The organism is Pedobacter suwonensis, assembly GCF_900111825.1.
Taxonomy (GTDB): domain Bacteria; phylum Bacteroidota; class Bacteroidia; order Sphingobacteriales; family Sphingobacteriaceae; genus Pedobacter; species Pedobacter suwonensis.
The window spans coordinates 112,228-136,989 of record NZ_FOJM01000001.1; the positions used below are offsets into that span (position 1 = coordinate 112,228).

The window sequence follows — 24,762 nt, forward strand, 5'->3', positions numbered from 1 at the left end:
ATTACAAAATAACGTCAATGGTAGCTTGTCGAAGGACCATGTTTTAATTGCTCTAAAGGCGTTTCGACAGGCTCAACGTGACAAACGAAGGTAAAATTACAAATCATGACACAGCTTCTTTTATTTAAGAAAGCTTTTCCTACAAATCAAAAAGCAAACCTGCATTAAAACTCGATCGGTTTGTCCTGACCTGGTAACCTTGATTTTGTTTAAAAAGATCGGTAAGGCCGGATTGTCCGTCAAGTTCCAGTAATACCTTTACTTTATTGGCTACAGGTAATTTTACACCGATACCCAGGTCAATGCCAATATCTCTGTTATGGATAAAATTCTTTAAATCGGTATTGAATTTTGTTTCGTTCGCATTCAATAAAACCCCGAAATATGGCCCGAAGTTCAGGTACCAATTTCTTTTTTTTCCAAAATGCCAGTTCGCCATTACAGGGACAGTCAAATAGTTAATCCGGTAATTTGTAATAAAGCTTTGCCCGTTATCCAAATTGGTGATGTAGCCATTGTCCCAACCTTTTTGATCATAACCAATCTTAGCTTTAATGCTCCACCTGTCTGAAAAGAAGTAGTCGCCAACAGCTGTAAGGTTAAAGCCATTTCTGTAATCGCTGTTTGTTTGGCTACTGGTTGATACGGTAGCGAGGTTAAATCCGGCATGTAGTCCCAATTCCAGACTGTTTTTTTCTTGTGCCGATACGGTTATGCCGAAGCCGGCAACTAATAAAAGCGTTAATAGTTTCTTCATTGTTTGATCTGAGTTAAATTTTCATGAAGATAAAACTAAAAAACAAGTTATTGAAGAACGGACTGTATTCTGGAAAAAAAATGTTAGAAATTAGAGGATGTATCCTATAAGAATGCCTGCTATTACAATAACCGGCGGACTTATTTTAGTTAAATTAAGCAATAGAAATGTAGCGAGCATAATACCCAGAAACAACCAGTTAAAGCCTATTGGGATCAATAACAGCACAAAAGCAGCAATAATAAATCCAACACTAACTGCATTAATGCCCGAAAGGCTATGGCGGATCCTGGAAATCTTTTTCAGATCATCCCAAAAAGGCACAATGAATAACACGAGGATAAGGCCGGGTAAATTAATCCCGATCACGCCGATCAATCCACCTAAAATCTGCCCCCATAATCCATATCCGAAATTCTTCATGCTTAGCGCGCCCAGATAGCTCGTAAAAGAAAATGTCGGTCCAGGTAAGGCTTGCTGTAGCGCGAAACCTGATAAAAACCCGGATGAAGGCAGGTAATGTTTCATCTCTACAAACTCGGTAAACATTAGCGGAACCAGCACCTGCCCTCCTCCAAAAACCAATATTCCGTTACGGTAAAAGTTCTCCAGTAAACGGATGGGTAAACTGAAGGGAGACGTTCTGTTTATGATTGCGCCTACCAATGCAAACAAAAGTAAAGCACCAAGAAAGTAAACCAGTTTTCGGGGATTGATATTCGAAAAAAGTTTTACCCTTAACTCCGTTTCCTCTTTTGGTGTTTCAATAGCCGAAGAGATCATTCCTCCTATCAATATCGACAATGGAAAAACATAAGCATTTCTTAAAACCAATGTGGCAATAACCGAGGCAATAGCTAAAAATATAGAAACCTCTGATGATAAAACTTTTTTGCCAAGTTTCCAGGCACCATAAGCAACAATACCGAGTGCTATGGGCTGAATATATTCTAAAACATAACTAAACTTCTGTTTTTGATCAAGTAAAGCGTAACTGATGGCAGCTAAAGTCATTATCGTTGCGGTGGGTAATATCCAAATCAGGAAAGTGATAATGGCCAGCTTGAGCTTTCCAACCTTCCAGGCTATGCCAACCAAGGTTTGTGTAGATGCTGGTCCGGGAAGTACCTGTGCCAAGGCATTCAACTCTAAAAGTTCTTCCTCTGAAATAAACTTAGCACTCTGGACAAAATATTTTAGCAACAAGGCCAGATGCGCCTGTGCGCCACCAAAAGAAGTGAAGGTGAAAAAAATTACATTCCGGATAAACAGCAACTGTCTTTTAGCAGCGATGGGTTTGTTTTGCATTAATTTAAACTGATAACATTAACTGAATGCAGTCAACTGACAAGTGTAAACTGAGAATTGTAAACTGACAACTGTAAACTGAAGATCTGCCTAGTCATCCTCATAATCTAATCCCGCGGCTGTATTATACGCGCCCTGCAATTCTGAAAAGGCGTGCATATCTCTTTTATTTCGGGCTACCTGCATCCCCTTTTGGTAAATTTCGATTGCTTTCTCTTTTTGATCGTCTTTTTCCAATAACTTGCCTAAATGGTAATAGGTACCTACATAATCAGGATGTTTATCCGTTAACTGAAGGTAAAAAGAATACGCTTTTTCTTTATCATTTTGAGCATTATACTCTGTGGCTAAGGCATATAGTATAAATGGATCGTTTGGATCGCTTTCTAAAAATTCCAATAACTTACTTAAACGGGTGGATGACATTTTATTTCCTTGCTTTTTTAATTAAATTTGCAGAAAGACCTTATATAATAATCATATCGTATATGGACTGATCGATAGCTAAACAATTTTAGTTCGAGATCGTTCATAACAATAAAACCACTATTAACATATGAAAATATTAGTTTGTATCAGTAACGTGCCAGACACAACGACAAAAATAACTTTTACTAATGATAATACCGAATTCAATACCGCAGGAGTTCAATATATTGTTAATCCATACGATGAAATCGCTTTATCACGCGCAATTGAGTTAACTGAAGGTGGAAAAGGAACGGTAACCGTGATCAATGTTGGCGAAGCAGCTAATGACCCAACCATCAGAAAAGCCCTTGCGATTGGTGCTGATGATGCGATTCGGGTAAATGCAGCGCCGAGAGATGCTTATTTCGTGGCTAAACAAATTGCTGAATATGCAAAGGGCAAAGATTTTAATCTTATTTTAACGGGTCGCGAATCAATTGACTATAATGGTAATCAGGTTGCCGCTATGGTTGGCGAATTTTTGGATATTCCTTCGGTATCTATCATCAAAAAATTAGCTATTGATGGAGATACTGCAACAATTGAACGTGAAATTGAAGGTGGTAAAGAAGTTTTAACTGTTTCGGGCAAATTTATTGCCAGCTGTGCTGAAGGTGTGGCGGAACCTAAAATCCCGAATATGCGTGGTATTATGAGCGCCAGAACCAAACCATTGAATGTGGTAGATGCAGTTGATGCTGAAGAAGTAACCAAAGTCATCAAATATGAAACCCCTGCTCCGCGTGGAACGGTAAAATTAATTCCTGCAGATCAAACAGAATCGTTAATTGATCTTTTACATAGCGAAGCTAAAGTAATTTAATTGGCCTTTTAAAATTTTCAGCTGCCAGTTGATAAAGAGATAATAAATAGAATTAATTCATTGTAAAATTAAATTCCCAAATAAGGGAATTTCGGGATAAAAATATATGTCAGTATTAGTATATGTAGAACAAGCTGAGGGAAAATTTAAGAAGTCGGTTTTTGAAGCTGTATCTTATGCCAAAGCCATTGCCGATCAACAGTCAACCAATTTAACTGCTATTTCTATTGGCGATGTAGCCGACAGCGAATTGAAAGAATTAGGTAAATACGGTGCATCAAAAGTGCTAAATGTAAGTGCCGATCAGTTAAAAACGTTTGTAAATCAAGCTTATGCAAGTGTTATCGCTGCAGCTGCCGAAAAAGAAGGTGCAGATATTGTTGTGCTGTCTAATTCCTTTTCTGGTAAGGGGTTAGCACCGCGTATTGCAGTAAAACTTAAAGCAGGTTTAGCCGATGGAGCGGTAGATTTACCAAGTACAGATGGGAAGTTTGCAGTTAAGAAAACAGCTTTCTCTGGTAAAGCATTCGCCATTACCGAGTTAACATCAGCCAATAAAGTAATTGCTTTAAATCCTAATGCATTTGGTGTGAAAGAAAATGCTACCGATGCAGCGATAGAAACTTTTACTGCAGATGTGAAACAATCAGATTTAGGAACGGTTATAAAAGAGATTGTCAGGGCAACCGATAAAGTATCATTACCTGATGCAGAATTGGTCGTTTCAGCAGGCAGAGGTTTAAAAGGACCTGAAAACTGGGGAATGATCGAAGAATTAGCTGGTTTATTAGGCGCTGCTACTGCCTGCTCTAAACCAGTATCAGACGCAGATTGGAGACCGCATTCAGAACACGTTGGTCAAACTGGTATTGCAATTAGCCCTAACCTTTATATAGCAATTGGTATTTCCGGCGCTATCCAGCACCTGGCGGGTGTGAGTTCATCAAAAGTGATTGTTGTCATCAATAAAGATCCGGAAGCGCCTTTCTTTAAAGTAGCGGATTATGGTATTGTAGGCGATGCTTTTGAAGTTGTTCCAAAATTAATTGAGGCATTAAAAGCACATAAAGGATAATATCTTATAGACCTTATCGGTTTTTAAAAACCGATAAGGTCTTATCACAAATATGAAAAAAGTTAAATTAGATATTGTAGGTTTATCTTACAGCCAGACACAATCTGGTGCGTATGCCCTGGTTTTAGGAGAAGTAAACGGGCGGCGGCGCTTACCGATTATTATTGGCGCATTTGAGGCACAGGCGATAGCGATAGAAATTGAGAAAATGACTCCTAGCCGGCCATTAACGCACGATTTATTTAAATCAATGGCTGATACTTTTCATATCGGTATCAAAGAAATTATCATATACAATTTGGTTGATGGTGTTTTTTATGCAAAGTTGATTTGTAGTGATGGTAAAAACACCCATGAGGTTGATGCGAGAACATCAGATGCTATTGCTTTGGCTGTTCGCTTCAATGCCATGATTTACACTTACGAATTTATCCTGGCTTCTGCAGGAATCGTAATCGAAGGAAATGACTTTCTTTTCCTAGAAAATATGGATTCAATTGCAAAAGAACATGAAACCGAAAACTTGTCAGGCTCAACGCAGCAACCGGGCTTTGGTGATTTAACATTAGACGAACTTCAGCAAAAATTACAGGAAGCCATTGCTGAAGAAGCATACGAAAGAGCCGCAAGATTAAGAGATGAATTGAATAAACGCAGTAAATCCTGATAACAGCGTGCTTAAAATGTTCATCCTTTCAAAAGCTCTTGAATTTTTTTCTCAAATCCCATTTGTAAAAGCTAAATTCTAAAATGATCCGAATTAATTAAAATAATTTGGGTTCATTTTGGATTATCATTCAAAATAATTCTATATTCAGCTTTTACTTTCAATCATTCAAACTAAAGTATTATTATGAATGTTAAGTTTCGCTTAACTATAATGAGTTTCATGCAATTCTTTGTATGGGCTGCCTGGTTAATTACAATTGCAAATTATTGGTTTGGGACCAAACAATGGGATGGTGCAGATTTTGGAATCATTTTCTCCACCATGGGTATTGCATCGCTGTTTATGCCTACCATTACCGGTATTTTAGCCGATAAGTGGATCAATGCAGAAAAACTTTATGCTATCTTGCATCTTCTATACGCCGCAACCATGTTTTACCTTCCGCAGGTAGATAATCCCCATACTTTTTTCTGGGTAATACTGGTAGCCATGTGTTTTTATATGCCAACCATAGCGCTGAGTAACTCCATCAGTTACACCACTTTAAAAAACGGCAATTTCGATGTGATCAAAGACTTTCCGCCAATCAGGGTTTGGGGTACCATTGGTTTTATTGCCGCCATGTGGATAACCAATTTAACAGGTAACAAAGCCAGCGCCAACCAATTTTATATTGCAGGTATAAGTGCTTTATTGTTGGGTATATATTCTTTTACGCTACCCGCTTGTAAGCCTTTAAACTTAATCAGCGATAAGAAAACATTTGCACAAAAACTTGGACTGGAATCCTTTAAGCTCTTTGCCGATTACAAGATGGCCTTGTTTTTTATCTTTTCGATGTTTTTGGGGGCAGCCTTACAGTTAACCAATGCTTATGGTGATGTTTTTCTGGATGAATTTAAATTATTTCCTGTTTTTGCAGAGTCATTCGTAATTAAATATTCTACCATTATTTTATCGATTTCGCAAGTGTCAGAAACGCTTTTTATCCTGGCTATCCCCTTCTTTTTGAAAAGATTTGGAATTAAATGGGTTATTGCCATTGCCATGTTTGCCTGGGTGCTGCGTTTTGGGTTATTTGCCTATGGCGATCCATCAACCAATCTATGGATGATCATCATTTCATGTATTGTGTATGGAATGGCATTTGATTTCTTTAACATTTCAGGGTCGTTGTTTGTCGAAACATCAACCGCGCCTAAAATCCGCTCTTCTGCGCAGGGATTGTTTATGATGATGACCAATGGTTTTGGTGCCGTTTTTGGCAGTTTGGTTTCGGGCTGGATGATTAGCCGTTTCTTTACAACATATTACCATACCATCGGATCGCTATCCAAATATGTTAAAAGCGAAGAAGACAACGTGCATCTGCTTAAATTTCTTAAAAATAAAGGGATTGATGTACTGCCAAATGGCGAACTGAGCCGGGCGCTGGATGTAAAAGACTGGCATAACATCTGGTTAACCTTTACCATTTACGTACTCATAATTGCCATTATCTTTGTTATCACTTTCAAACACAAGCATACCCGAGCCGAACTCGAAGTCATTAACCATTTATAATTTGCGATTAGCCTCTTATGTCAGCTGGTAAATATAGAAAAGAACACAATTGCTTAAACTGCGGTGCTCATGTTGAGAAACATTATTGTAGCGATTGTGGTCAACCGAATTTAGAATTAAAGGAAAGTTTCTGGACTTTTATAAGTCATAGTATTGCCCATTATTTTCATTTCGACAATAAGTTTTTTCAAACGCTGGTCCCTCTCCTAACCAAACCAGGTAAAGTTACACTCGATTATCTGGCTGGTAAAAGAGCCCGGTATATCAATCCGGTAAGCATGTACATTTTTGTTTCCATTATCTATTTTTTGGTGGTATACTCTCCAAAACATGTAGAAAAGGATCCTGATCATGGCCATATCGACATTGAAGAAAAAAAAGGTGCGGATGTTTCCGATAGTGTGAATAAAGCATTAAAGCTTACAGGTTTATCTAAAGAAATTGCCAATAAAGCAACAAAATCAATTAATGAAGCAATCAGGAGAAAAGAATTTATAAAACTTGGCTTTGCTGATCAAGAGAAGGAATTAAAAAGACTTAACGCAGAAAATGCCAAACTGAAATCCGATTCTCTCAGCGATATTATCGATGAGTACAACGATATTCATATCGAACGAAACGATAGCACCTATGTGGCTTATCTGTCAAGACAAAAAAAACTGCCTGTTTCAAAACAGGATAGCTGGTATGATAGATTGATTAAAAAAAGAGCAATCACCCTTGGAGAAAAATCAGAAGTCATTCAGGAGACCCTTGAACATAACCGGCCGAAACAATATTTTTTATTGATGCCATTGCTGGCCTGGTTTATTATGCTCAATTTCAGGAAAAATCATATCTATTATCTTGATCACCTGATTTTCACCATCCATGGTATGATGGTTTATTTTATCGTTTCGATAATCACCCAGCCTGTAATGAAGCATGTTTTCGGTGAAGATTCCTTCATAAGTAAAATTATAGCGGTGTGTGTGACGATATTTTTATTCTGGTACATGTTTAAGGCGCTTACTATTTTTTATCAACGCAAAACGTGGAGTACCATTTTTAAAATATTCTGGATCTTGATTTTGTATTCAGTGGCATTTAAGCTAACTGAAATGGTGATGATCAATTTAATTTATTATGTAGCGACTTAGTTTAGCGAGATCCCGATTGGAATGCAGTGAAATGGAGAGCTCTACTTATAGCAGATTTTTCGGCTACCTTGCACTCTGCTCAAGACGAATCTGATCACGCAAAATCGTGTTTCTGAACTTGTTTTACGAGTAGAAATGATATTTTCAATGGCCTTGTGTCTGTTTTATGGTCAGCATCTTATTGTTGAACCACCTTTCTATAAAGACCCTGAAACAAGTTCAGGGTGACGACCGTTTCCTGTAAGTTGGCAACAAACCTAAATTATAGCAAATTATTAATTGAATTCAGGTTTTTATCACTTAAACATTGTTTAAAGATCTCTCGACTGCATTGCACTTCGCTCGAGATAACGCATAAAACCAAAAAAACCACCCGGATTCGGGTGGTTTTTTATCTTTTTTTTGAAATTATTTTCTGTCTTTAATCTCAACAAATTCCCTGTCGGTTTCGCCAACGTAAACCTGACGTGGACGACCAATCGGTTCTTTGTTTTCGTGCATTTCCTTCCACTGTGCAATCCATCCTGGTAAACGGCCTAAAGCAAATAACACCGTGAACATTTCGGATGGGAAACCCAATGCGCGGTATATAATACCTGAATAAAAATCCACATTCGGATATAATTTACGGTCAATGAAGTATTGATCCGTTAAAGCTGCCTCTTCTAATTTTTTAGCAATTTCTAAAATCGGATCATCAATACCTAAGTTCTCTAAAATATCATCACAAGCTTTTTTAATGATTTTAGCTCTTGGATCGAAGTTTTTGTACACTCTGTGTCCAAAGCCCATCATGCGGAACGGATCGTTTTTGTCTTTAGCTTTTGCAATCCATTTTTCTGTATCACCACCGTCAGCTTTGATCAATTCAAGCATATCAATTACAGCCTGGTTAGCACCGCCATGCAATGGTCCCCACAGCGCGGCAATACCAGCAGCAACTGAAGCATATAAATTACAGTCTGAAGAGCCTACAATACGAACGGTTGACGCAGAACAGTTTTGCTCGTGATCGGCATGCAGAATCAGCAATTTATTCAAGGCATTTACCACGATAGGATTCACATCATAATCTTCTGTACGTTGGCCAAACGTCATCCAAAGGAAGTTGGTTACATAATCATATTTATTTTTTGGATAAATAAGCGGGTGACCTAATGACTTTTTGTAAACGAATGAAACAATGGTTGGAAATTTAGCCAGGAGCTTAATAATGGTTAAATTCTGCTCTTCTGCAGTTTGATTTGGCTTTAAGCATTCCGGATAGAACGTAGACAACGAGAAGATCAGTGAGCCGAGTTGCCCCATAGGATGAGATCTTGACGGATAACCATCAAAAAATTTCTTCATATCCTCGTGGATGAGCGTATGTTTGCTGATTTCGGCCTGTAATTCTTCTAATTGAGTGTGTGTAGGAAGATCGCCATAAATAATCAGATAAATCACTTCCAAAAAACTCGATTTTGCTGCAAGTTCTTCAATAGCGTATCCCCTATATTTTAAAATGCCTTTTTCACCATCTAAAAAAGTGATTTTACTTTTTGTAGAACCAGTATTTTTAAAACCAGTATCTAAAGTTACGAAGCCTGTTGAATCTCTTAATTTCGAAATATCTATGGCCTTTTCATCTTCTGTTCCTGTTATTACTGGCAATTCTACTGTCTTACCATCAACTTTTATCTCTGCAATATCTGACATATTATTGTATTGTGTTTATAGCTTTCTAAATTATATAAAATTAATATACATGCATAACAAATCTGTTAAATTAATATGAATAATTGGTCAAAATGACGTAACAATCATGCTTAATTTAACCCGGTTCAGCCTCTTATTTTGCTTTGATTTCTTCTGCAACTCTGCCACATTCCAACATTTCATTGCCGTAATAAGGGTTTTTAATTTCCTTTTCGGTTGATAACCAGTCCCCTCCATCTCCTTTATTCGCCATCGGACAATGCTGAACATAAATGGTTCCTTTTTCTATTTCCGCATTTTTAAGCAAAGCAATGATATCGGCACTTAAAGCAGTAAAATCTTTTCTTTGTATAACCAGGTTATTACTTGCCGCTATTTTCTGAGCAATTTCAGCAGTTGGCTCACAGCCTTCGTAGGCAGCCAAACTATTTTTCAGTACGGCAGCAGTTTTTTGTGCATTTGCGGCATCAGACCTCACCAGCGCATTTTTCAAATTCACATAGTTTTTAAATATCGCCAGTTTCTTCTCGTCCTTTATTAAAACCTCGTTCTTAACCGATGTAGCTTCGGTTTTGGTAGAATCTTTGGTTTCAGTAGATTTCTGCTCTGCCTGGTTGCAGGCCATTAAAGTAGTAAATATGGCTATCCCGAATATTCTTTTCATGGTATTTGGTTTTCGGCTCAAAATAGGAATTAAAATGGTAAATAAATAAAAAAGTCCCAATTTTCATCGGGACTTTAATATTATATGATGTTTGAATTATAATTTGAAATTGTAAGCCAGCCTTAATGCGTACTGACCTGTTTTTCTGAAATAGGTTGCTGATGAGCTATCATTCACATAACCTTCATATCGAACACCAGCGTCGAAACCGCCAAACTCATAACCCAGTCCACCCGAGTAAATAAAGTTCGTTTTGCCACCATCTTTAATAGCAAAGCCTGCACCTGCTTCAGTGGCTAAATACATTCTTTTAATCGGAAACACTTTAACGCCACCTTTGGCCGGGATAAAATCAATGTCAATGGCGTTATTCTTAGCCATTAGTTTGGTATAACCGCCTGAAGCAGTCACGGCAACATATGGTGATAAATCCCATTGCAATTTCAAATCAGCACCATAAGCGTAATCCATTGGCGATTGATCACGGAAGAGTCCGCCGTTAACACCAACCCCTATTTTGAAAGCCATTCCCTTAGGAGCCGGATTCGGATCAGTTTCTGTCATGGTTTGCGCATTTAGTGTTGTAGTGGCAAACAAAGCAACTGCAGTAGCTGCTGTAGCGAAAATTTTAGTAATCATTTTCATATTAGATAAATTAAGTTAATACTAAGGTTTTGGTAGATATACGTAGTGTGATTTGGTTCAGATTTTTTTATTTTCATTTTTTTCAGAAATAATGATAAATAAAAAAGCCCCGGCATTTGCCGGGGCTTTAAGTATCAGGTAAATAATCTTACAAGCTAAATCCGTAAGCTAAGCGAATGCCTGCAAAACCAATGCTACCATTGTTTGAATAACCTTCGTATTTCGCGGCTAAATCTAAACCATTAGCCCATGCATAACCAATTGCTGGTGAATAAACAAAAGATGTACCAGCACCTTTTTCAGTTCCAAATCCAGCACCAAGTTCAGCTAATCCGTAAGCACCAGAGCCAGAATCATTAAAGAAATATTTAGCACCGGCTTTTACAGGAATAATTCCGAAGCTACCTCCACCGTACGAATCTTTTCTTGAAAAATTGTTGTACCCAGCGGTTACAGGGATAGATAATTGCTTATCTACATTGAATTGGTATCTGATATCTCCACCAATAACCAAACCTAAACCTGTTGTTGTTCCTGCACCAACATTTAAACCTATACCTAAGTTTCTTGCAGAGCTTTGAGCATTTGCATTAGTTGAAAAAAATAGTGCTACAACAGCTGCTGATGTAGCAAAAATTTTTGTAATTGTCTTCATGTTTAAGATATTCTTTTTGAGTTAAAATAATATCGGATGCAAATACAAAGGTTGTGCCAAAAGGGTATTTTTGGGCTTATTTGCGCATTTTGCTTGCTAAAAATTAGCTTTTGAAGCTAATTTTTATTTGTTGAAACTTTTTCCAAAACCAGCTGTTTTAACAAGTTTGTCGGCATGCTGGCATCAAGCCAGATAATCTCCACACTGTCCTTTTCCATTTTTCTGAAAAATGTATTTTGTCTTTTAGCATACTGACAAATGGCCGTACCAAGTTTTAACTTTAGTTCCTCAAAGGTTAATAATCCATCAAGATAGTTTACGATAAATTTGTACTCCAGGCCGTAGAAAACTAAGATTTCCCGGTCAATTCCCTCTTTCAGCAATTGTTCTACTTCTTCTACCAGGCCGGCTTTGAGCCTTTCGGTCAGCCTGCTTAGAATTTTAGCCCTGGTAACTTCAACCTCGTTTTTTAACCCAAAAATAACCGGTTTAAGTGACGGTCGATTTACTTCTTCGAGTATGTTATGTTTGAGATAATCTGCTATTTCTAATGCGCGGATCAGTCTTTTTTTTGAGGATAGATCAACGTGTCCGATATTTTGGCTTTCATCACTTTGCAATATCAAAACCAGTTCTTCCTTTGATAATAAATCTAATCGATCCCTCAAGGGTTGATTGACGGGGACAGCGGTATAGGTTTGATTCTGTAGTAGGCTGTGAATGTACATGCCTGTACCGCCACACAGCACCGGCATGTTGTTTTTTTTCGTTATGGCTGCAAATGCCTTGTAGAAATCGTTTTTAAAGGCATCTACATGATAACGTTCGCCTGGCGATAAAATATCGATCAAATGATATGGAATTGTTTTGCCGTTGATATGATACTCTTGCAGATCTTTACCTGTGCCGATATCCATTCGTTTAAAAACCTGACGGCTATCGGCACTAATGATCTCGCCATTTAAAGCATCCGCAACGCTCACGGCCAGCTTCGTTTTACCAGATGCAGTTGCTCCTAAAATGATGATGAGATTATGTTGGTCCATTAAAACTGAAGAATAAATTTAAAACTCCCGGTGTTAAATACCTCCTGTGCAAAAACCAGAGCATCTTTTTTGAGTACACGATTAAGATTCTCATCCAGGTTGTAAATCTGCGGTTCCAAAATTGCAGTTTGTAAAAAGCCCAGTTTAGTATAGGCCTCTCCTGCAGACCAATCGCGATCAGCGTAAGTCATGAGGTCGTTAGGTTGATAGGTTGCAGCAAAAAATGAAATCAATTTACTTAATCCGCCTGTAATAGAATAACCCGCTTTAACTGCAAACCTGATCAGTTCTGCAGATTTGTAATTTTCGGTATGGTTCATTTTGCGCAATCCCGAGAAGGTAGCAACAGCCACCAGTTGATCTTTTTCAAATAAACCCATTTTATAACGGCTCGTTACAGCACCCTGCAAATGATTTTCAGTTAAAAAAGAATCAGCAACAGGTTTGGTGATTTTTAATATTTTAGTTTTCCTGCCGTGAATGCGGCTATTTTTGCCAAGCAAAGATTTTATTCTCGCTAAAACCTGCCCGGGTTTTGATAACCAGAGGTCTTCCCAAAGGTGAATGAGCTTAATGCCTTTCTGATAATGTCGTTCCTGCAGTGCAATAAGATCCTGTGGAACAAAGCTGTTTTGTAAGCTGACCAGGTGGATGATCAGTTGATGATCAATCCGAAATAACTGAAAACCATCTTCTGAAAAAAAAAAGCACCCAATTTTATGATCAGCAAGAGCCAAACTAAATTGATGGTGCCAGTTATATTCAAAAGTTAAATTATTCAATCAGTAGAATGTTATTCAGAAATATATCTGCTGCAAATTTAACCATCAGATTGCTAAATCCATTCTTTTTCTTTAAAGTTGGTACCAATAATCTCTATTAAAGTTTCTACTTCCTTTAATTTGGCATCGTCAAGAGCCGAAATTTTCAAGCCAGCTTTATTATGGCCAAAATCAGTTAAATTATGATTGTCTGTAGAAAATTCTTCTGTATTGATCTTAACTTCAACGGCATCTCCATTGATATAAACACCTGCAAAAAATCGCTCGGTTATTTTTTGTCCATTTAGTTCAATATTTTTTTCACTATACAGATCATATCCGTTTTCTGAATTTTCGTGTACCGTATATCCGCGGGTGGCATAGGGCTGTAAGCCGGCTCTGATGGTCTGAAAAATTTCTACAAGATCAGTTTTCATAATGGTATTTGATTTTAGCATTAAACACCATAGTCTTCTTATTGTTTAATTTTTTATTCTTTTAGCCACCAGTTTTCGGTTGGTAAATATTCATCTAAAATAATGGTTTCTCCTAATTTTGGAGTGACCAAAGGAAACTGTTTGGCTGCTGCGGCTACAACTATCCGTTTTATTGGCTCATTCCAGGGGTGCATGGCCAAGCTAAATTTTCCCCAATGTACCGGCATTAAAATTTTAGCTTTCAGGTCGATTGCGGCCTGTACAGTTTCTTCCGGGAACATATGGATGTATGGCCAGTAAGCATTATACTGTCCGCACTCCAGCAAGGCCAAATCAAAGGGACCGTGCTCCTCACCTATTTTTTCGAAGTGTGTATCATAACCGGAATCGCCACCCAAAAAAAGTTTAAAGTCTGCAGTTTTCAGCACGAAGGCTGACCATAGTGTTTGATTTCTTTTAAATTTTCTGCCTGTAAAATGCCTGGCTGGAACAGCTGTTAAATGCAAACTGTTAAACAATGTGACCGATTCGTTCCAACTCAGCTCATTAATTTTTTCTTTTTTAATTTTCCATCGCTCCAGATGCGACCCTACACCAAGCGAAGTGACAATACTGTTAACCTGCGGCGAAATTTTTAATATACTCTCATAATCCAAATGATCATAATGATCGTGTGTAATGATGAGGATATCAATATTTTTGAATTCTTCGGCCTTTATAATGTCAGTGCCCAAAAAAGCCTTACTCCCGATAAATGAAAACGGAGAAGGTGTTTTGCTGAATATAGGATCAACCAAAATTCTTAGTCCGTTTATTTTGATCAGATATGATGAATGACCAAACCAGATAATTTCAGGTGCATTATCCTTAGCACTGCCATTTACATTCGGTGAAATATATGGAAGCGCTTTGCTCGGAGCCTTATCCGGATGTTTTTCGAAAAAGAAAGCACTTAAAATCTTGAAAAAACTTACTCCTTCTGGCTGCATTGGTGTGATGGATAAGTTCTGTAGCGCACCATTGCGATAATTACTCAGGCTACGGATTTTATCCAAACGCAATCCCTTTGGTAACTGTCCGAAAACGGGTAGATTGGTTATAATAAGGAATAAGGCGACAACAAAAACTAAAATATATACTGCGATCATTTTTAAATTAAATAGCAGCCAAAATATGAATATGATTTCAAAGATGCGGCCAGTGTCATATATATGACGAATGGATTACAGGTTAGGTGTAACTACATATAATTTTAGCTGAACAAAGGAGTGAAAACAGCGCAAACGTTTGATTAATTTTGTATTATTATATGTTGAAGCAATTTAATATAGTAGTTTAGTACGCATCATGCAGTCGAAACCCACAACGATCAAAGAAATAGCCAGAATCTTAAATATCTCTCCCTCCAGCGTTTCAAGGGGCCTGCACGATCATCCGAGCATTGGGGCAGTTACCAGGGAGAAAATTAAACAATTGGCGAAGTCGCTAAATTATGAGCCTAACAAGGCTGCCATTCTATTTCAAAAAGGAAAAACATATACCATTGGTGTCATTTTACCGGAGCTATCAGAACACTTTTTTTCAATCGCTATTTCTGCAATTGAAGATGAGGCGATGAAGAAAAATTATACCGTGATTTTTGCCCAGTCGCACGACCGTTATGAGCTCGAAGTAAAGCTTGTTGAGAAAATGAAAAATCAACGTGTTGATGGCTTATTGGTATCAATCAGTAAGCATACCTGTAATTTTGATCATTTCGAAAAAGTTAATTCGTTTAATATTCCGGTTGTATTTTTTGACCGGATACCACCTTTAAAAAACGTGCATTACGTAGCATCCGGCTTGGAAAGTGCAACAGTTAAAGCGGTGAACTATCTTTTAAAAAAAGGACACAGAAGTATCGGGATGATTAATGGTCCAGGTACCTTATATGCCAGTGAAGAGCGCAAAGACGGTTATAAACAGGCGATTACTTTTAACCGTTTAAAGTTCGATCCATCATTGGTCATCAATTGCGATTTAACAGAACAAGGTACTATAGATGCTGCCGAAAAGTTTTTAAAGCATAAAAGAAAACCAACGGCTATAGTCGCTTTTAATGATTATGTGGCACTTTTTCTAATCAAACACTTTAAAAAGATGAATGTAATCGACGATTTTGACATCGTAAGTTATGCCAACCTTCCTATTATCAGTTATCTTGATCACGCTCCCGTAGCTTCGGTAGAGCAATACCCATATTTGCAGGGGCAAAAGGCGGTAAATATTCTATTGGATCTTATTCATAGCCCCAATACTGAAAACCAGGCCTATTATAATACCATTGTTGATGCCGATCTTATTGTAAATGAAACGAATTACTGAACAAACGTTTGCGTGATGCTTCAGGTTGCTTAAACTTTCGGGTAAGCGTATTGAGCCTGTAATCATTAATCTCCATTTTATTTGGTATCTGTGTTAAAGAATGACAAAGTTGTAAATCTGCCTTACCAATTTCTTCGCTCACAGAATCTTCAGTATATCCCCCGCTACTAAAATTTCTTTTTCTTGTTTTTGGTAGACGTTTTGTAATAGTGATGTGCATACCAATAAAAGAATTTGAATGACGTGTAATGTTTCATGGTTTGCAGTGAAAATTGTTTCACGCTCTTACATAGCTTAGTACCATGAAATTTTCCCGATGCATCTGGTCATTAATAAGTTTTTTTCCTGAAGAAAGGAAAGGTAAATTCATATTCAATCATCCTTTTAGCGTTATCCTCTTCCTAAAGAATATGAATATATTTTATAATTATTTATAATTAGTCTAAATAAGTTATAAGATAATTATATATTTGTGTAAGGAACGGGCCAAGAGATATTTGGATTACGAACAATAGGGCTTGCAAATTTGAAAATTCAAATTTTACCACAGAATGAGTAATTGAACCGGGTTAATCTGATAATGATTTATAGCAACACACCGGGTTTAAACATATTGATAAAAAGAATATCCATTTTAGTGAAGATCCTAACCTGGTAAAAATATGTTTTGTTAGTTGGATACATGCTCCCCGCGATGGGGAGCTTTATCATTTATATCGGTATGTTTGATAAGCACGCTTTATTTAGCCGCTATCAAATTATCGCAGCATTAAGATGCTAAAAAAGTCTGGAATGGAGATTTCTGGTATTCGCTTTATTTTATGTGCTTAAATAAGCAGAGTGTTTGTAGCTAAACCGAATTTAGATTGAAGAGCGATGATATCTAAACGCAAAAAGGGCTTTGGCGTACCAAAAACCCTTTTTGTTTCATACTCGCGAAATATTATTTTCCAGAGTTTTTCTTTTCAGTTACTTCTGCACGGATTTCTTGTGCTAAAACTTTAAGATCTTGCATTGCTTTACGCACACGAGTACCAGCAGCTGCGTTGCCAGCATTGTAAAATTTTTCTACGTCTGCTTCAATAGCAGCAACAGCAGCTTTAACTTTTGAGAATTTTTCCATCGCTAATTGATGTTTTAAGGTTTAAAAAATTTATTTTTTTTCAATAATACATATTTACCTCGAATTAACAACAGAAAGCAAATATTTATTTACAATAAGTTTTGCACATTTTCAAAATCAAAAAAATGCCCTGGCACATATTACAACCACATTTTTAGTTTTTTTAAATTAAAATAAGTTGATTTATGTCATTTGTTTGGAGAGCATAATCAGGTTATTAAAGGTTTGGTTTGCGCTATTGCTACAACGTTCGTAATCGGCTTCTGCAACATGCTCATTTATTACCATAACAAAGCTTTTCCATTTAGTGCTGAGCTCATCACCATATACACCGTAATAATTTAAGCCACCCTCCTGGTTTATAAAATTTGGATTGGCCAGTATATGCTTTTTAATTACGTTACCACCTAATGTAGCGCCCTCAAGCACATATAATGCGCCTAAAACCTCTGCTGTATGCTGTTCAGGAATAAATAATTCGAAATTTAAACCCGGTAATGTCAAACTGCTTATTTCCCAGTAATCCAGGTCTTTTTCTAAAGCATTTAACTTAAAACGACCTTTCATGTCTAATCTCTCCGCAATAGCCAGGTCTAGCATATTTGCCAGTGCATTCTCCAGTTTTTGGTGAACGATATAATTAATGGTTAACAGCTTTTTGTATTGATCGATACTTAGAGAATGGTTCATAATTTCGTTAACGAACATCATTGACTCTAATGTTTTGTGATTATGTGCTGTTTCTGTTCTCAGTAAATTGGCAATCATACAGGGAAGTTTACGATGAAATAGAAAAAATCTGGGTCTGCCGCCAGATTTTTTCATATTTGTATTATATTATTAATTTAACCTCAAGTGCTGATTAAACCAAAAGTCGTGTACGGAATGTACGCACTTAACCAGGTTCTCGTAACCATCCGGTTTGGTGAGGTAAGCATTGGCTCCAAATTCTATCGATGCTTTTACATCGTCCGGATTATCGGATGTTGAAAATAAGATAACCGGTACGGTTTTTAAATAAGGAATATCACGTATAAATTTCAATAAATCCAAACCGGATAAGCCCGGTAAGTTCAGGTCAAGCAGGATTAACTTTGGTTTGGTTTTATGTTCTGCAAAATGCTGAAGTTTTTTCAATGCCTCTACCCCATCTTCAACTATGGCCAGATTAAGCGTATCCTTAACTTCCTGTACAGCACTTTGCATAAAAAATGCATAGTCTATGTCATCTTCAACATAAAATATATCTGGTGTTCTCATTTATCTGTTTTTAAAAGCTACAAAAAAGGTAGATCCAACATTTAACTTACTTTCAAACCAAACCCTGCCATGATGTTTCTCTACAATCCTTTTTACTATAGCAAGCCCTACTCCTGATCCTTCAATATCTTTCACATTATCCATGCGCTTAAAAAGCTCAAAAACTCTGTCGTAATAACGGTTATCAATTCCTATACCATTATCTTTTACCGAATAGATGATTTCTCCCCCTTCTATATACGCAGCAACTTCTACTTTGGGTTTGTCGGCATTTGAAGAGTATTTTACAGCATTTCCGATCAGATTGGTAAAAACCTGTGTAATCATGGTTTTATCTCCTTTGATATTGGGAAGTTGTCCTAAAACCAGGGTAACATGATCTGCTTTGTAGGCTGCCCAAACTTCGCTGGTGATGTCTCTTATTAAAGAGGCTATATCAACTGTTTCAAAATTAATTTCAGAGCGGCCAACTCTTGCTAAATTTAAAATCTCTTTAATTAACAAGTTCATTTTATCGGCACCCACCAAAATTCTGCTTAACATTTTTTTACCTCCCTCATCTATGCTTTTGTTTTTAGACATCAGCTCTGCGTAGGTTTTAATAGAGGTAAGCGGTGTTCTTAAATCGTGCGACACGGTGTAGCTAAACGTATCCAGTTCTTCGTAAGCGGCCTGAAGTTTTTCATTAAGCGATCTGATCTCGTTTGCTTTTTTATTAATATCGGTAATGATAATTTCGCGTATCCTTAACACGGAGGCAATTTCTTCAGCCATCCATTTTTCTGAAGTATTATTAACAACCTCCGCCCAGATTTCGAAAGATTTACGTGGAGATAAACTCATCAAACCATTTTCTGATGGAACTACAGCTTTGTCCGGATTTCCAGCCCAATTTACCTGTGTAATCATTTCCGGCTTAAACCAAATGATCATTTCGCCCATTTCCTTATTGATCACGCATGAAAGAATGCCAGACGCTACAGATTTGTATTTCTGAGCCGGAGAATAGATTTCAGACAACCGATGGGTATAATATAACGACTCATCGCTGGTGGTTTTTAACCAAAAAGCAAGGTCACTTATTTCTTCTGCTGATGGTACATTCCCAATAGTTTTAAGCTCGTTTTCAAAAATGATCGCCACTCCGCTGGCTTTAGTGGCATCCAGAATGGTTCGTTTATGGGTGGTTATCGCTTCGATCAGATATTTATCCCGGTTTAAATGGTCTGACAGTATATTCGCGGTATTTTTAAATTGTTCAATAATTTTGGCATCTTCCTCTTCCTGGCGATATTCAAGCGCTGAAGAAAGAATCTGTCCGATTAACTTGGCACCCTCTCTTGCCTTATAATCTATAAATTTAGGGCTATAGTTATGGCAGGCAATCAACCCCCAAAGCTCGCCATGAGAAATCAGGGAAATACTAAAACTGGAGTGAACACCCATGTTTTTCAAATATTGAATATGAATGGGTGATACGGCACGTAAGCCGCCGTTTGTTAAATCCAGCGCTTCACCCTCCTTAAATGTAATCACCTTCGAATCGGTTATGTTTACATCGGCAATTAACCTCGTTAAGTTGAGTTTATACAATTGTCTGGCCTGCTTTGGAATATCTGTTGCCGGATAGTGTAAGCCAAAAAACGCTTCCAAACCGGCTTCTTTTTCTTCTGCTACCACTTCACCATGGCCATCTTCTAAAAATTTATAAACCATAATCCGGTCGTAATTGATCAATCGTTTTACTTCCTTGGCAGCACCTTTTAACAAGGACTCTATGTTTTTTCCCTGAAGCATCGATGAGGCCGAGCGGCCTATAGAACTTTGAATGTCATATTGAAGTGTAACGGGTTCAAATTCCAATAACCAATCGTTTTTTGAGGAAGAAATAATCAGGTAAAAGGGATTTCCTTCAATTTCTATCGGATGCGGACTTATGGCATCGAAACTTTTACGAATGATACCCAGCTTTAACAAATTCTCGATATGCAGAGCTGAATCCGGTTGGCTGATTAAATCATTTAATGTAGATAATGGGGAATTTAATAAGCTTTTGGCATCTTGTTTTAAAAAATCTCCTGTATTTTCACTGATATAGGAAATGGTTGAGCTATTTTTATCAACAGCTATCAGAAAACCATGTGATTGAATCTTGCCCGGTATATGAATTGGCTCTTGATCACAATTGGTCAGGTCTACAGAAAATTTACTCATGTGTTTGATGTTGCAACATATTTAATCTCGCAAATTAACAATTTTAAAGCCTAATTTTAGAATGTCTCTAATTTGATAAATTCAGATTTGAGATTTATTTTTTGTTATATATTTGTTTGAATTTAAAAAAAAACCATTCAAACTTTGGCAAAGAAAAACATTTTGGTGATTGAAGATAACCATGCAATCCTAGACGTTATCACACTTATTTTAGAGAGCGAAGCATTTAACGTTGAGGGATTAAATAAGGGTGCTGATTTTATTAACCATGTTCAGGAATTCAATCCAGACGTAATCATCATGGATATTATGCTCCCTGACGTTGACGGAAGGGTCCTTTTAAAGGAACTTAAAAATTCCGGGGCTACAAAGAACATTCCGGTTTTGATGATTTCCGCCCGGTATAATGCCAGCAACTATGCACTTGATGGTGTAGAGGCGGATGACTTTATGGCCAAACCTTTCAACATTGATGAGTTAATGGATAAGATTTACGCTTTATTAAAAAGCTAAATTTTTAGTCAGGCATACCCGGTAATTTTATTCCTCCAAGTTTTAGGTTTTTCATCAGCACTTCCAGAAATGAAAGCTTGGTATCGGTAAATCCATGCGCATTTACCCAGATATTTAAACTTGCTTTGAAACCGTTATCCTCTAAAGAGGATACACCAATTCTCCTTTCGGGGGTTTTTAAGCAAGACTTAAACTCATCCACCGTTTTATTAAAAATGGAAACTACTTTTTCGTAATCTATTCCGTAGCTAAATTTAATTTCTATATCCAATCTGCGGGTGCCTTCCCTGCTGATGTTGATAATCACCTCATTAGATAGTTTACTGTTGGGTATCACCACAGTTCTGTTATCAAATGTTTTCACAATGGTATAAAATATCTGTATTGAGGCTACTGTTCCTTCCTGGCCCTGCGCAATGATGTTATCTCCGGCAACAAATGGTTTCAGGAGTAAAATCAATACACCGCTGGCAAAATTTTGCAGGGTGCCCGACAACGCCAAACCTGCCGCAACGCCAATACCACCAATCAGCACAGTTAAAAAAGTAAGCTGAATGCCAATAACCTGCATCACGGTAAGAACAAGCAAAACCCTCAAAGTAATGATGATCAGGCTTGTTAAAAAAGGTCGTAGTGACGGATTGATGTCTTTACGGTGCATGCCGCCCTGCATCCATTTTCCCAGCAGCTTAATGAGCCATAAGCCAAAAATAAGCAGTATGATCCCTAAAATTACTGAAGGTCCCCTGTCTATTATCCAATCGTAAGCTTTATCATAAAAACGGTTTACATTACCCGCATCAACTTTCATAATGGTATTCAATGTATCTGATTATTGTTTTTTCTTTTTAGCTGATTTGTCTTTGGTTACATCCACTTTCTCCGCATCTTTTGCTGATGTCACTTTATCATCAGCACCTTTGGCTTTAACATTTTTCGGTGCAGTAGCCTTGCTACTTTCGGCCGATGTTTTTGAATCTTTCATATAGTTTAATCGTTAATCTTCAGCATTAAGCCAGGCTTTTGCATCTTCTATTTCTTCAGGTTTAAAGCCTTTCGACTGACCAGGTGTAGCGATGGTGAATACATCAGTAAACCACTCCACTCCTTTTTCAGCGCTTACAACTGCAATTTTTTTCCATTTACTGAAATTTTGCAGGCCCGCTTTAATGTCTTGTGCCCATGCACCGGCCGTAAAATTTTTTACGTCAGTTTCCAATACCAGCAAATACCTGATTTCTTTAAACCTCCTGGCCGTCCTTTGCAAACCAGTTAATAAAACGCTTTTAATATCATCACTGGTAACTTCTCCCGTGGCCCTTACGCCAAAAATGTGATCTGGTAGTCCTGTAATTTCTGTCAACATAAATTATTCGTTTATTTAAGAACAGATTAAGCTGTCAAGAAGTTTGCCATTTATATAAATTCTGAAAAGTTGTGTTATCATAAAAACACTTGTATTACCGATTACGTTATAAAGCCGTATTAAAAAGTAAAACAACCCTATGAAAAACAATCTGCTAAAACCTATTATTCTGGCTTTTGGAACAACCATTTTGCTTTCAGCCTGTACTGGCGAAACAAAAAATACAACAGTTACAGATTCTTCCATGACTGATTCTACACAGATGGCGACATTAAAGCCTGCCGGACCTGCACCGGAATGGGGCAAAACGATCAGACCTGAAATGCAGGTAATAATAGAAAAGTTAAGCAGTTATGGTGATCAACCCATAGAAACTTTAAGTGCTGCTGATGCACGTAAGAACCATACCCCAACAGATGCGGTAATGGACTTAGCCAAACAAAATAATATTGCGGTACCAATGCCTAAGGTAGATACCACTGGAAAGGATATTGATGCCGATAACGGGAAGGTTCACCTGCGTATTTACACGCCTAAAGTTGGAAACGGGCCTTACCCGCTCATTGTTTATTATCATGGCGGTGGTTTTGTTATTGCTAATGTGGATGTTTATCATGCATCTGCCCAGGCCCTGGCAGAGCAAGTGGGCGCAATTGTCGTTTCTGTGGCTTACCGCCTGGCGCCAGAGAATAAATTTCCTACGGCGCACAATGATGCATTTGCAGCTTACGAATGGGCAGTTAAAAATGCTGTAGACTTAAAGGCAGACCCGGCAAAAATTGCTGTAGCTGGCGAAAGTGCGGGTGGAAATTTAGCAGCAAACGTTTCTATTATGGCCAGAAACAAACACATTATGCTTCCTGTACACGAAGTTTTGATCTATCCCATTGCACAAGAGGATATGAATACCGAGTCTTATAAAATGTATGCGAATGCAAAGCCTTTAAATAAAGCGATGATGGGCTGGTTTACAGAAAAATACCTCAATAGCACGATCGAAGCGCAAGATCCAAAGATATCATTGGTTGATGCCAATTTAAGCGGACTTCCATCAACCACGATCATCACCGCCGAAATAGATCCTTTGCATGATGATGGCGTAATGTTGGCTGATAAGCTTAAAGCTGCCGGGGTAAAAGTTAATCTTAAAAATTATGAGGGTGTAACACACGAGTTTTTTGGCATGTCGCTTCTTGTACCAGAAGCTAAAGCCGCACAGGCGTATGTTGCTGACCAGTTAAAAGCTGCTTTTAAGTAAAATCAGCTGCATTGGAGTGGAAACACTTCAATGCAGCCTCGTATGTGCGCTCAGTTGAAACTTTAAAAAATTCCTCTTCCAACCTAATAACTGCAAACTGACAACTGCAAACCGCTAACTGAATACTGCAAACTGTCTAAGCTCCTTTCTTCGAACCCAGACTCTGCATCAACTGGTCATACAAATCATCACTTGAAGCTTTTTTCGGTTTCATCTTTTTAACGGTAGCCCGCTTTCCTTTGGCCTTGGCTTTAATAATTTTCAGTAATTCATTACTGTAATCATCTTTGAATGTACTCAGGTCAAATTTTGAGCTGTATTGTTTAATCAGGGCCAGTCCTACATCCATTTCTTTTTTAGTGATGCTGATATCATCCGCCTTATTAATTTCGGATAAACTTCTGATTTCCTGGTCAAACCTAATTTTTGTGATGACAATAACGTTTTCCATGGGATGGATAACACAAAGATTTTCGGTATTCCTTAACACAAACCTGGCCACGCCGGCTTTGCCAGATTTCTGTAAGGCTTTTAACAATAAGCTATAGGCCTTTCTACCCTGCTTTTCAGGTTCGGTATAATAAGATGTTTCGTAGTAAATGGGATTAATATCTTTGATATCAACAAAATTTTCGAGTTCAATAATCTTTGTTTTTTCAGGTGCAGCCTCTTCAAAATCATGTTTGTCTAAAATGATGTACCTGTCCTTTAAAAAGTAACCTTTTACGATCTTATCATAAGGTACCTCTTTTTGTGTATTTTCATTTACCCTCAAAAATTTAATCTTGGCATGGTCGCGTTCGTCAAGCATATCCAAATCAAGGTTACTGTTCTGGACACCGGAAAATAACTTAACCGGAATATTTACCAAACCAAATCCAATTGAACCTTTCCATATTGATCTCATAGCGAAATGTTTAAAATATTAACCTATTAACAGGTGTCTAAACTT

The 24,762-nt window shown here is 37.5% G+C and carries 27 protein-coding genes; 8 read left to right on the forward strand and 19 right to left on the reverse strand.

From position 1 onward, the window contains the following. Positions 1-139: 139 nt before the first annotated feature. The 3 genes from BM107_RS00480 to BM107_RS00490 all read right to left on the reverse strand — a co-directional run bounded on the left by BM107_RS00480 (position 140) and on the right by BM107_RS00490 (position 2,491). Positions 140-757 carry a porin family protein gene (locus BM107_RS00480; protein ID WP_090979090.1) on the reverse strand — a complete coding sequence of 206 codons (618 nt, stop codon included), beginning with the start codon at positions 755-757 and terminating at the stop codon, positions 140-142. A gap of 90 nt (positions 758-847) precedes the next feature. Then, a complete protein-coding gene (gene chrA / locus BM107_RS00485; RefSeq protein WP_090979093.1) occupies positions 848-2,065 on the reverse strand; it encodes a chromate efflux transporter in 1,218 nt (405 codons plus the stop codon). A 90-nt stretch (positions 2,066-2,155) separates the two neighbouring features. Beyond that, positions 2,156-2,491, reverse strand: coding sequence for a tetratricopeptide repeat protein (locus BM107_RS00490; protein WP_090979096.1), 336 nt, complete (start codon positions 2,489-2,491; stop codon positions 2,156-2,158). Positions 2,492-2,621: 130 nt separating this feature from the next. On the opposite strand from BM107_RS00490, the gene BM107_RS00495 reads away from it, so the two are divergent. The 5 genes from BM107_RS00495 to BM107_RS00515 all read left to right on the forward strand — a co-directional run bounded on the left by BM107_RS00495 (position 2,622) and on the right by BM107_RS00515 (position 7,806). Beyond that, entirely contained in the window at positions 2,622-3,359 is a 738-nt protein-coding gene (locus BM107_RS00495) for an electron transfer flavoprotein subunit beta/FixA family protein (RefSeq protein ID WP_090979099.1), read from the forward strand. Between the two features lie 106 nt (positions 3,360-3,465). Then, positions 3,466-4,434 (forward strand): electron transfer flavoprotein subunit alpha/FixB family protein, encoded by a 969-nt coding sequence (locus BM107_RS00500; protein ID WP_090979103.1) that lies wholly within the window; start codon positions 3,466-3,468, stop codon positions 4,432-4,434. 52 nt (positions 4,435-4,486) lie between these two features. Continuing rightward, the gene (locus BM107_RS00505) at positions 4,487-5,101 is read left to right on the forward strand and encodes a bifunctional nuclease family protein (protein WP_090979106.1); all 615 of its coding nucleotides are present in this window, start codon (positions 4,487-4,489) and stop codon (positions 5,099-5,101) included. 186 nt (positions 5,102-5,287) lie between these two features. Further along, positions 5,288-6,667: a nucleoside permease gene (locus BM107_RS00510; protein ID WP_090979109.1), complete on the forward strand. Its 1,380-nt coding sequence runs from the start codon at positions 5,288-5,290 to the stop codon at positions 6,665-6,667. 17 nt (positions 6,668-6,684) lie between these two features. Beyond that, the gene (locus BM107_RS00515; protein WP_090979112.1) at positions 6,685-7,806 is read left to right on the forward strand and encodes a DUF3667 domain-containing protein; all 1,122 of its coding nucleotides are present in this window, start codon (positions 6,685-6,687) and stop codon (positions 7,804-7,806) included. A 408-nt stretch (positions 7,807-8,214) separates the two neighbouring features. Here the strand turns inward: BM107_RS00515 and BM107_RS00520 are convergent, their stop codons facing one another. The 8 genes from BM107_RS00520 to BM107_RS00555 form a co-directional block, all read right to left on the reverse strand. Beyond that, complete coding sequence (locus BM107_RS00520) at positions 8,215-9,504, reverse strand: citrate synthase (RefSeq protein WP_090979116.1); 1,290 nt, start codon at positions 9,502-9,504, stop codon at positions 8,215-8,217. A 133-nt stretch (positions 9,505-9,637) separates the two neighbouring features. Beyond that, positions 9,638-10,168: a DUF3347 domain-containing protein gene (locus BM107_RS00525; RefSeq protein ID WP_090979119.1), complete on the reverse strand. Its 531-nt coding sequence runs from the start codon at positions 10,166-10,168 to the stop codon at positions 9,638-9,640. A gap of 96 nt (positions 10,169-10,264) precedes the next feature. Further along, entirely contained in the window at positions 10,265-10,813 is a 549-nt protein-coding gene (locus BM107_RS00530) for a hypothetical protein (RefSeq protein ID WP_090979123.1), read from the reverse strand. A gap of 148 nt (positions 10,814-10,961) precedes the next feature. Further along, the gene (locus BM107_RS00535; RefSeq protein WP_090979126.1) at positions 10,962-11,468 is read right to left on the reverse strand and encodes a hypothetical protein; all 507 of its coding nucleotides are present in this window, start codon (positions 11,466-11,468) and stop codon (positions 10,962-10,964) included. A gap of 116 nt (positions 11,469-11,584) precedes the next feature. Then, a complete protein-coding gene (miaA, locus tag BM107_RS00540; protein ID WP_090979129.1) occupies positions 11,585-12,514 on the reverse strand; it encodes a tRNA (adenosine(37)-N6)-dimethylallyltransferase MiaA in 930 nt (309 codons plus the stop codon). Further along, positions 12,514-13,296 carry a PDDEXK family nuclease gene (locus tag BM107_RS00545; RefSeq protein WP_090979132.1) on the reverse strand — a complete coding sequence of 261 codons (783 nt, stop codon included), beginning with the start codon at positions 13,294-13,296 and terminating at the stop codon, positions 12,514-12,516. Before BM107_RS00545 ends, miaA begins: the two co-directional genes overlap by 1 nt. Positions 13,297-13,349: 53 nt before the next feature. Continuing rightward, positions 13,350-13,712 carry a hypothetical protein gene (locus BM107_RS00550; RefSeq protein WP_090979135.1) on the reverse strand — a complete coding sequence of 121 codons (363 nt, stop codon included), beginning with the start codon at positions 13,710-13,712 and terminating at the stop codon, positions 13,350-13,352. A gap of 53 nt (positions 13,713-13,765) precedes the next feature. Then, positions 13,766-14,860: an MBL fold metallo-hydrolase gene (locus BM107_RS00555; RefSeq protein ID WP_090979139.1), complete on the reverse strand. Its 1,095-nt coding sequence runs from the start codon at positions 14,858-14,860 to the stop codon at positions 13,766-13,768. Positions 14,861-15,059: 199 nt separating this feature from the next. On the opposite strand from BM107_RS00555, the gene BM107_RS00560 reads away from it, so the two are divergent. Continuing rightward, entirely contained in the window at positions 15,060-16,076 is a 1,017-nt protein-coding gene (locus tag BM107_RS00560; RefSeq protein ID WP_090979142.1) for a LacI family DNA-binding transcriptional regulator, read from the forward strand. Between the two features lie 943 nt (positions 16,077-17,019). On the opposite strand, the gene BM107_RS00565 is transcribed toward BM107_RS00560, so the two are convergent. From BM107_RS00565 to BM107_RS00580, 4 genes are all read right to left on the reverse strand, one after another. Then, positions 17,020-17,199, reverse strand: coding sequence for a hypothetical protein (locus BM107_RS00565; RefSeq protein WP_056096518.1), 180 nt, complete (start codon positions 17,197-17,199; stop codon positions 17,020-17,022). Between the two features lie 183 nt (positions 17,200-17,382). Beyond that, complete coding sequence (locus BM107_RS00570) at positions 17,383-17,967, reverse strand: biliverdin-producing heme oxygenase (RefSeq protein ID WP_159435171.1); 585 nt, start codon at positions 17,965-17,967, stop codon at positions 17,383-17,385. 72 nt (positions 17,968-18,039) lie between these two features. Then, positions 18,040-18,459, reverse strand: coding sequence for a response regulator (locus BM107_RS00575; RefSeq protein WP_090979148.1), 420 nt, complete (start codon positions 18,457-18,459; stop codon positions 18,040-18,042). Beyond that, positions 18,460-20,673 (reverse strand): ATP-binding protein, encoded by a 2,214-nt coding sequence (locus tag BM107_RS00580; RefSeq protein WP_090979151.1) that lies wholly within the window; start codon positions 20,671-20,673, stop codon positions 18,460-18,462. It abuts the gene before it with no gap. A gap of 144 nt (positions 20,674-20,817) precedes the next feature. Here BM107_RS00580 and BM107_RS00585 point away from each other — a divergent pair, with 144 nt between their 5' ends. Beyond that, complete coding sequence (locus BM107_RS00585; protein WP_090979154.1) at positions 20,818-21,186, forward strand: response regulator transcription factor; 369 nt, start codon at positions 20,818-20,820, stop codon at positions 21,184-21,186. Between the two features lie 4 nt (positions 21,187-21,190). Here BM107_RS00585 and BM107_RS00590 read toward each other — a convergent pair whose 3' ends face one another. From BM107_RS00590 to BM107_RS00595, 3 genes are read right to left on the reverse strand one after another with little or no spacing between them, the layout of a single operon-like run. Beyond that, on the reverse strand, positions 21,191-22,009 hold the full coding sequence (locus tag BM107_RS00590) for a mechanosensitive ion channel family protein (protein ID WP_244278681.1): 819 nt from the start codon (positions 22,007-22,009) through the stop codon (positions 21,191-21,193). Between the two features lie 9 nt (positions 22,010-22,018). Continuing rightward, positions 22,019-22,171, reverse strand: coding sequence for a hypothetical protein (locus BM107_RS24580; protein WP_159435172.1), 153 nt, complete (start codon positions 22,169-22,171; stop codon positions 22,019-22,021). A gap of 12 nt (positions 22,172-22,183) precedes the next feature. Then, entirely contained in the window at positions 22,184-22,552 is a 369-nt protein-coding gene (locus tag BM107_RS00595; RefSeq protein WP_090979160.1) for a SpoIIAA family protein, read from the reverse strand. Between the two features lie 139 nt (positions 22,553-22,691). Between BM107_RS00595 and BM107_RS00600 the strand changes: the two genes are divergently transcribed. Continuing rightward, entirely contained in the window at positions 22,692-23,810 is a 1,119-nt protein-coding gene (locus tag BM107_RS00600; RefSeq protein ID WP_090979162.1) for an alpha/beta hydrolase, read from the forward strand. A gap of 136 nt (positions 23,811-23,946) precedes the next feature. Here BM107_RS00600 and ku read toward each other — a convergent pair whose 3' ends face one another. Then, positions 23,947-24,717: a non-homologous end joining protein Ku gene (gene ku, locus BM107_RS00605; RefSeq protein ID WP_090979164.1), complete on the reverse strand. Its 771-nt coding sequence runs from the start codon at positions 24,715-24,717 to the stop codon at positions 23,947-23,949. Positions 24,718-24,762: the final 45 nt, after the last annotated feature.

Bases quoted from the DNA above. Each gene is read 5' to 3' on its own strand.
- BM107_RS00505 (WP_090979106.1), top strand. From the start codon at position 4,487: ATGAAAAAAGTTAAATTAGATATTGTAGGTTTATCTTACAGCCAGACA.
- BM107_RS00570 (WP_159435171.1), bottom strand. From the start codon at position 17,967: ATGATTGCCAATTTACTGAGAACAGAAACAGCACATAATCACAAAACA.
- BM107_RS00480 (WP_090979090.1), bottom strand. From the start codon at position 757: ATGAAGAAACTATTAACGCTTTTATTAGTTGCCGGCTTCGGCATAACC.
- BM107_RS00525 (WP_090979119.1), bottom strand. From the start codon at position 10,168: ATGAAAAGAATATTCGGGATAGCCATATTTACTACTTTAATGGCCTGC.
- BM107_RS00550 (WP_090979135.1), bottom strand. From the start codon at position 13,712: ATGAAAACTGATCTTGTAGAAATTTTTCAGACCATCAGAGCCGGCTTA.
- chrA (WP_090979093.1), bottom strand. From the start codon at position 2,065: ATGCAAAACAAACCCATCGCTGCTAAAAGACAGTTGCTGTTTATCCGG.
- BM107_RS00565 (WP_056096518.1), bottom strand. From the start codon at position 17,199: ATGGAAAAATTCTCAAAAGTTAAAGCTGCTGTTGCTGCTATTGAAGCA.
- BM107_RS00535 (WP_090979126.1), bottom strand. From the start codon at position 11,468: ATGAAGACAATTACAAAAATTTTTGCTACATCAGCAGCTGTTGTAGCA.
- BM107_RS00575 (WP_090979148.1), bottom strand. From the start codon at position 18,459: ATGAGAACACCAGATATATTTTATGTTGAAGATGACATAGACTATGCA.
- BM107_RS00555 (WP_090979139.1), bottom strand. From the start codon at position 14,860: ATGATCGCAGTATATATTTTAGTTTTTGTTGTCGCCTTATTCCTTATT.
- BM107_RS00500 (WP_090979103.1), top strand. From the start codon at position 3,466: ATGTCAGTATTAGTATATGTAGAACAAGCTGAGGGAAAATTTAAGAAG.
- BM107_RS00595 (WP_090979160.1), bottom strand. From the start codon at position 22,552: ATGTTGACAGAAATTACAGGACTACCAGATCACATTTTTGGCGTAAGG.
- BM107_RS24580 (WP_159435172.1), bottom strand. From the start codon at position 22,171: ATGAAAGATTCAAAAACATCGGCCGAAAGTAGCAAGGCTACTGCACCG.
- BM107_RS00515 (WP_090979112.1), top strand. From the start codon at position 6,685: ATGTCAGCTGGTAAATATAGAAAAGAACACAATTGCTTAAACTGCGGT.
- BM107_RS00510 (WP_090979109.1), top strand. From the start codon at position 5,288: ATGAATGTTAAGTTTCGCTTAACTATAATGAGTTTCATGCAATTCTTT.
- BM107_RS00560 (WP_090979142.1), top strand. From the start codon at position 15,060: ATGCAGTCGAAACCCACAACGATCAAAGAAATAGCCAGAATCTTAAAT.
- BM107_RS00530 (WP_090979123.1), bottom strand. From the start codon at position 10,813: ATGAAAATGATTACTAAAATTTTCGCTACAGCAGCTACTGCAGTTGCT.
- BM107_RS00495 (WP_090979099.1), top strand. From the start codon at position 2,622: ATGAAAATATTAGTTTGTATCAGTAACGTGCCAGACACAACGACAAAA.
- ku (WP_090979164.1), bottom strand. From the start codon at position 24,717: ATGAGATCAATATGGAAAGGTTCAATTGGATTTGGTTTGGTAAATATT.
- miaA (WP_090979129.1), bottom strand. From the start codon at position 12,514: ATGGACCAACATAATCTCATCATCATTTTAGGAGCAACTGCATCTGGT.
- BM107_RS00490 (WP_090979096.1), bottom strand. From the start codon at position 2,491: ATGTCATCCACCCGTTTAAGTAAGTTATTGGAATTTTTAGAAAGCGAT.
- BM107_RS00600 (WP_090979162.1), top strand. From the start codon at position 22,692: ATGAAAAACAATCTGCTAAAACCTATTATTCTGGCTTTTGGAACAACC.
- BM107_RS00580 (WP_090979151.1), bottom strand. From the start codon at position 20,673: ATGAGTAAATTTTCTGTAGACCTGACCAATTGTGATCAAGAGCCAATT.
- BM107_RS00520 (WP_090979116.1), bottom strand. From the start codon at position 9,504: ATGTCAGATATTGCAGAGATAAAAGTTGATGGTAAGACAGTAGAATTG.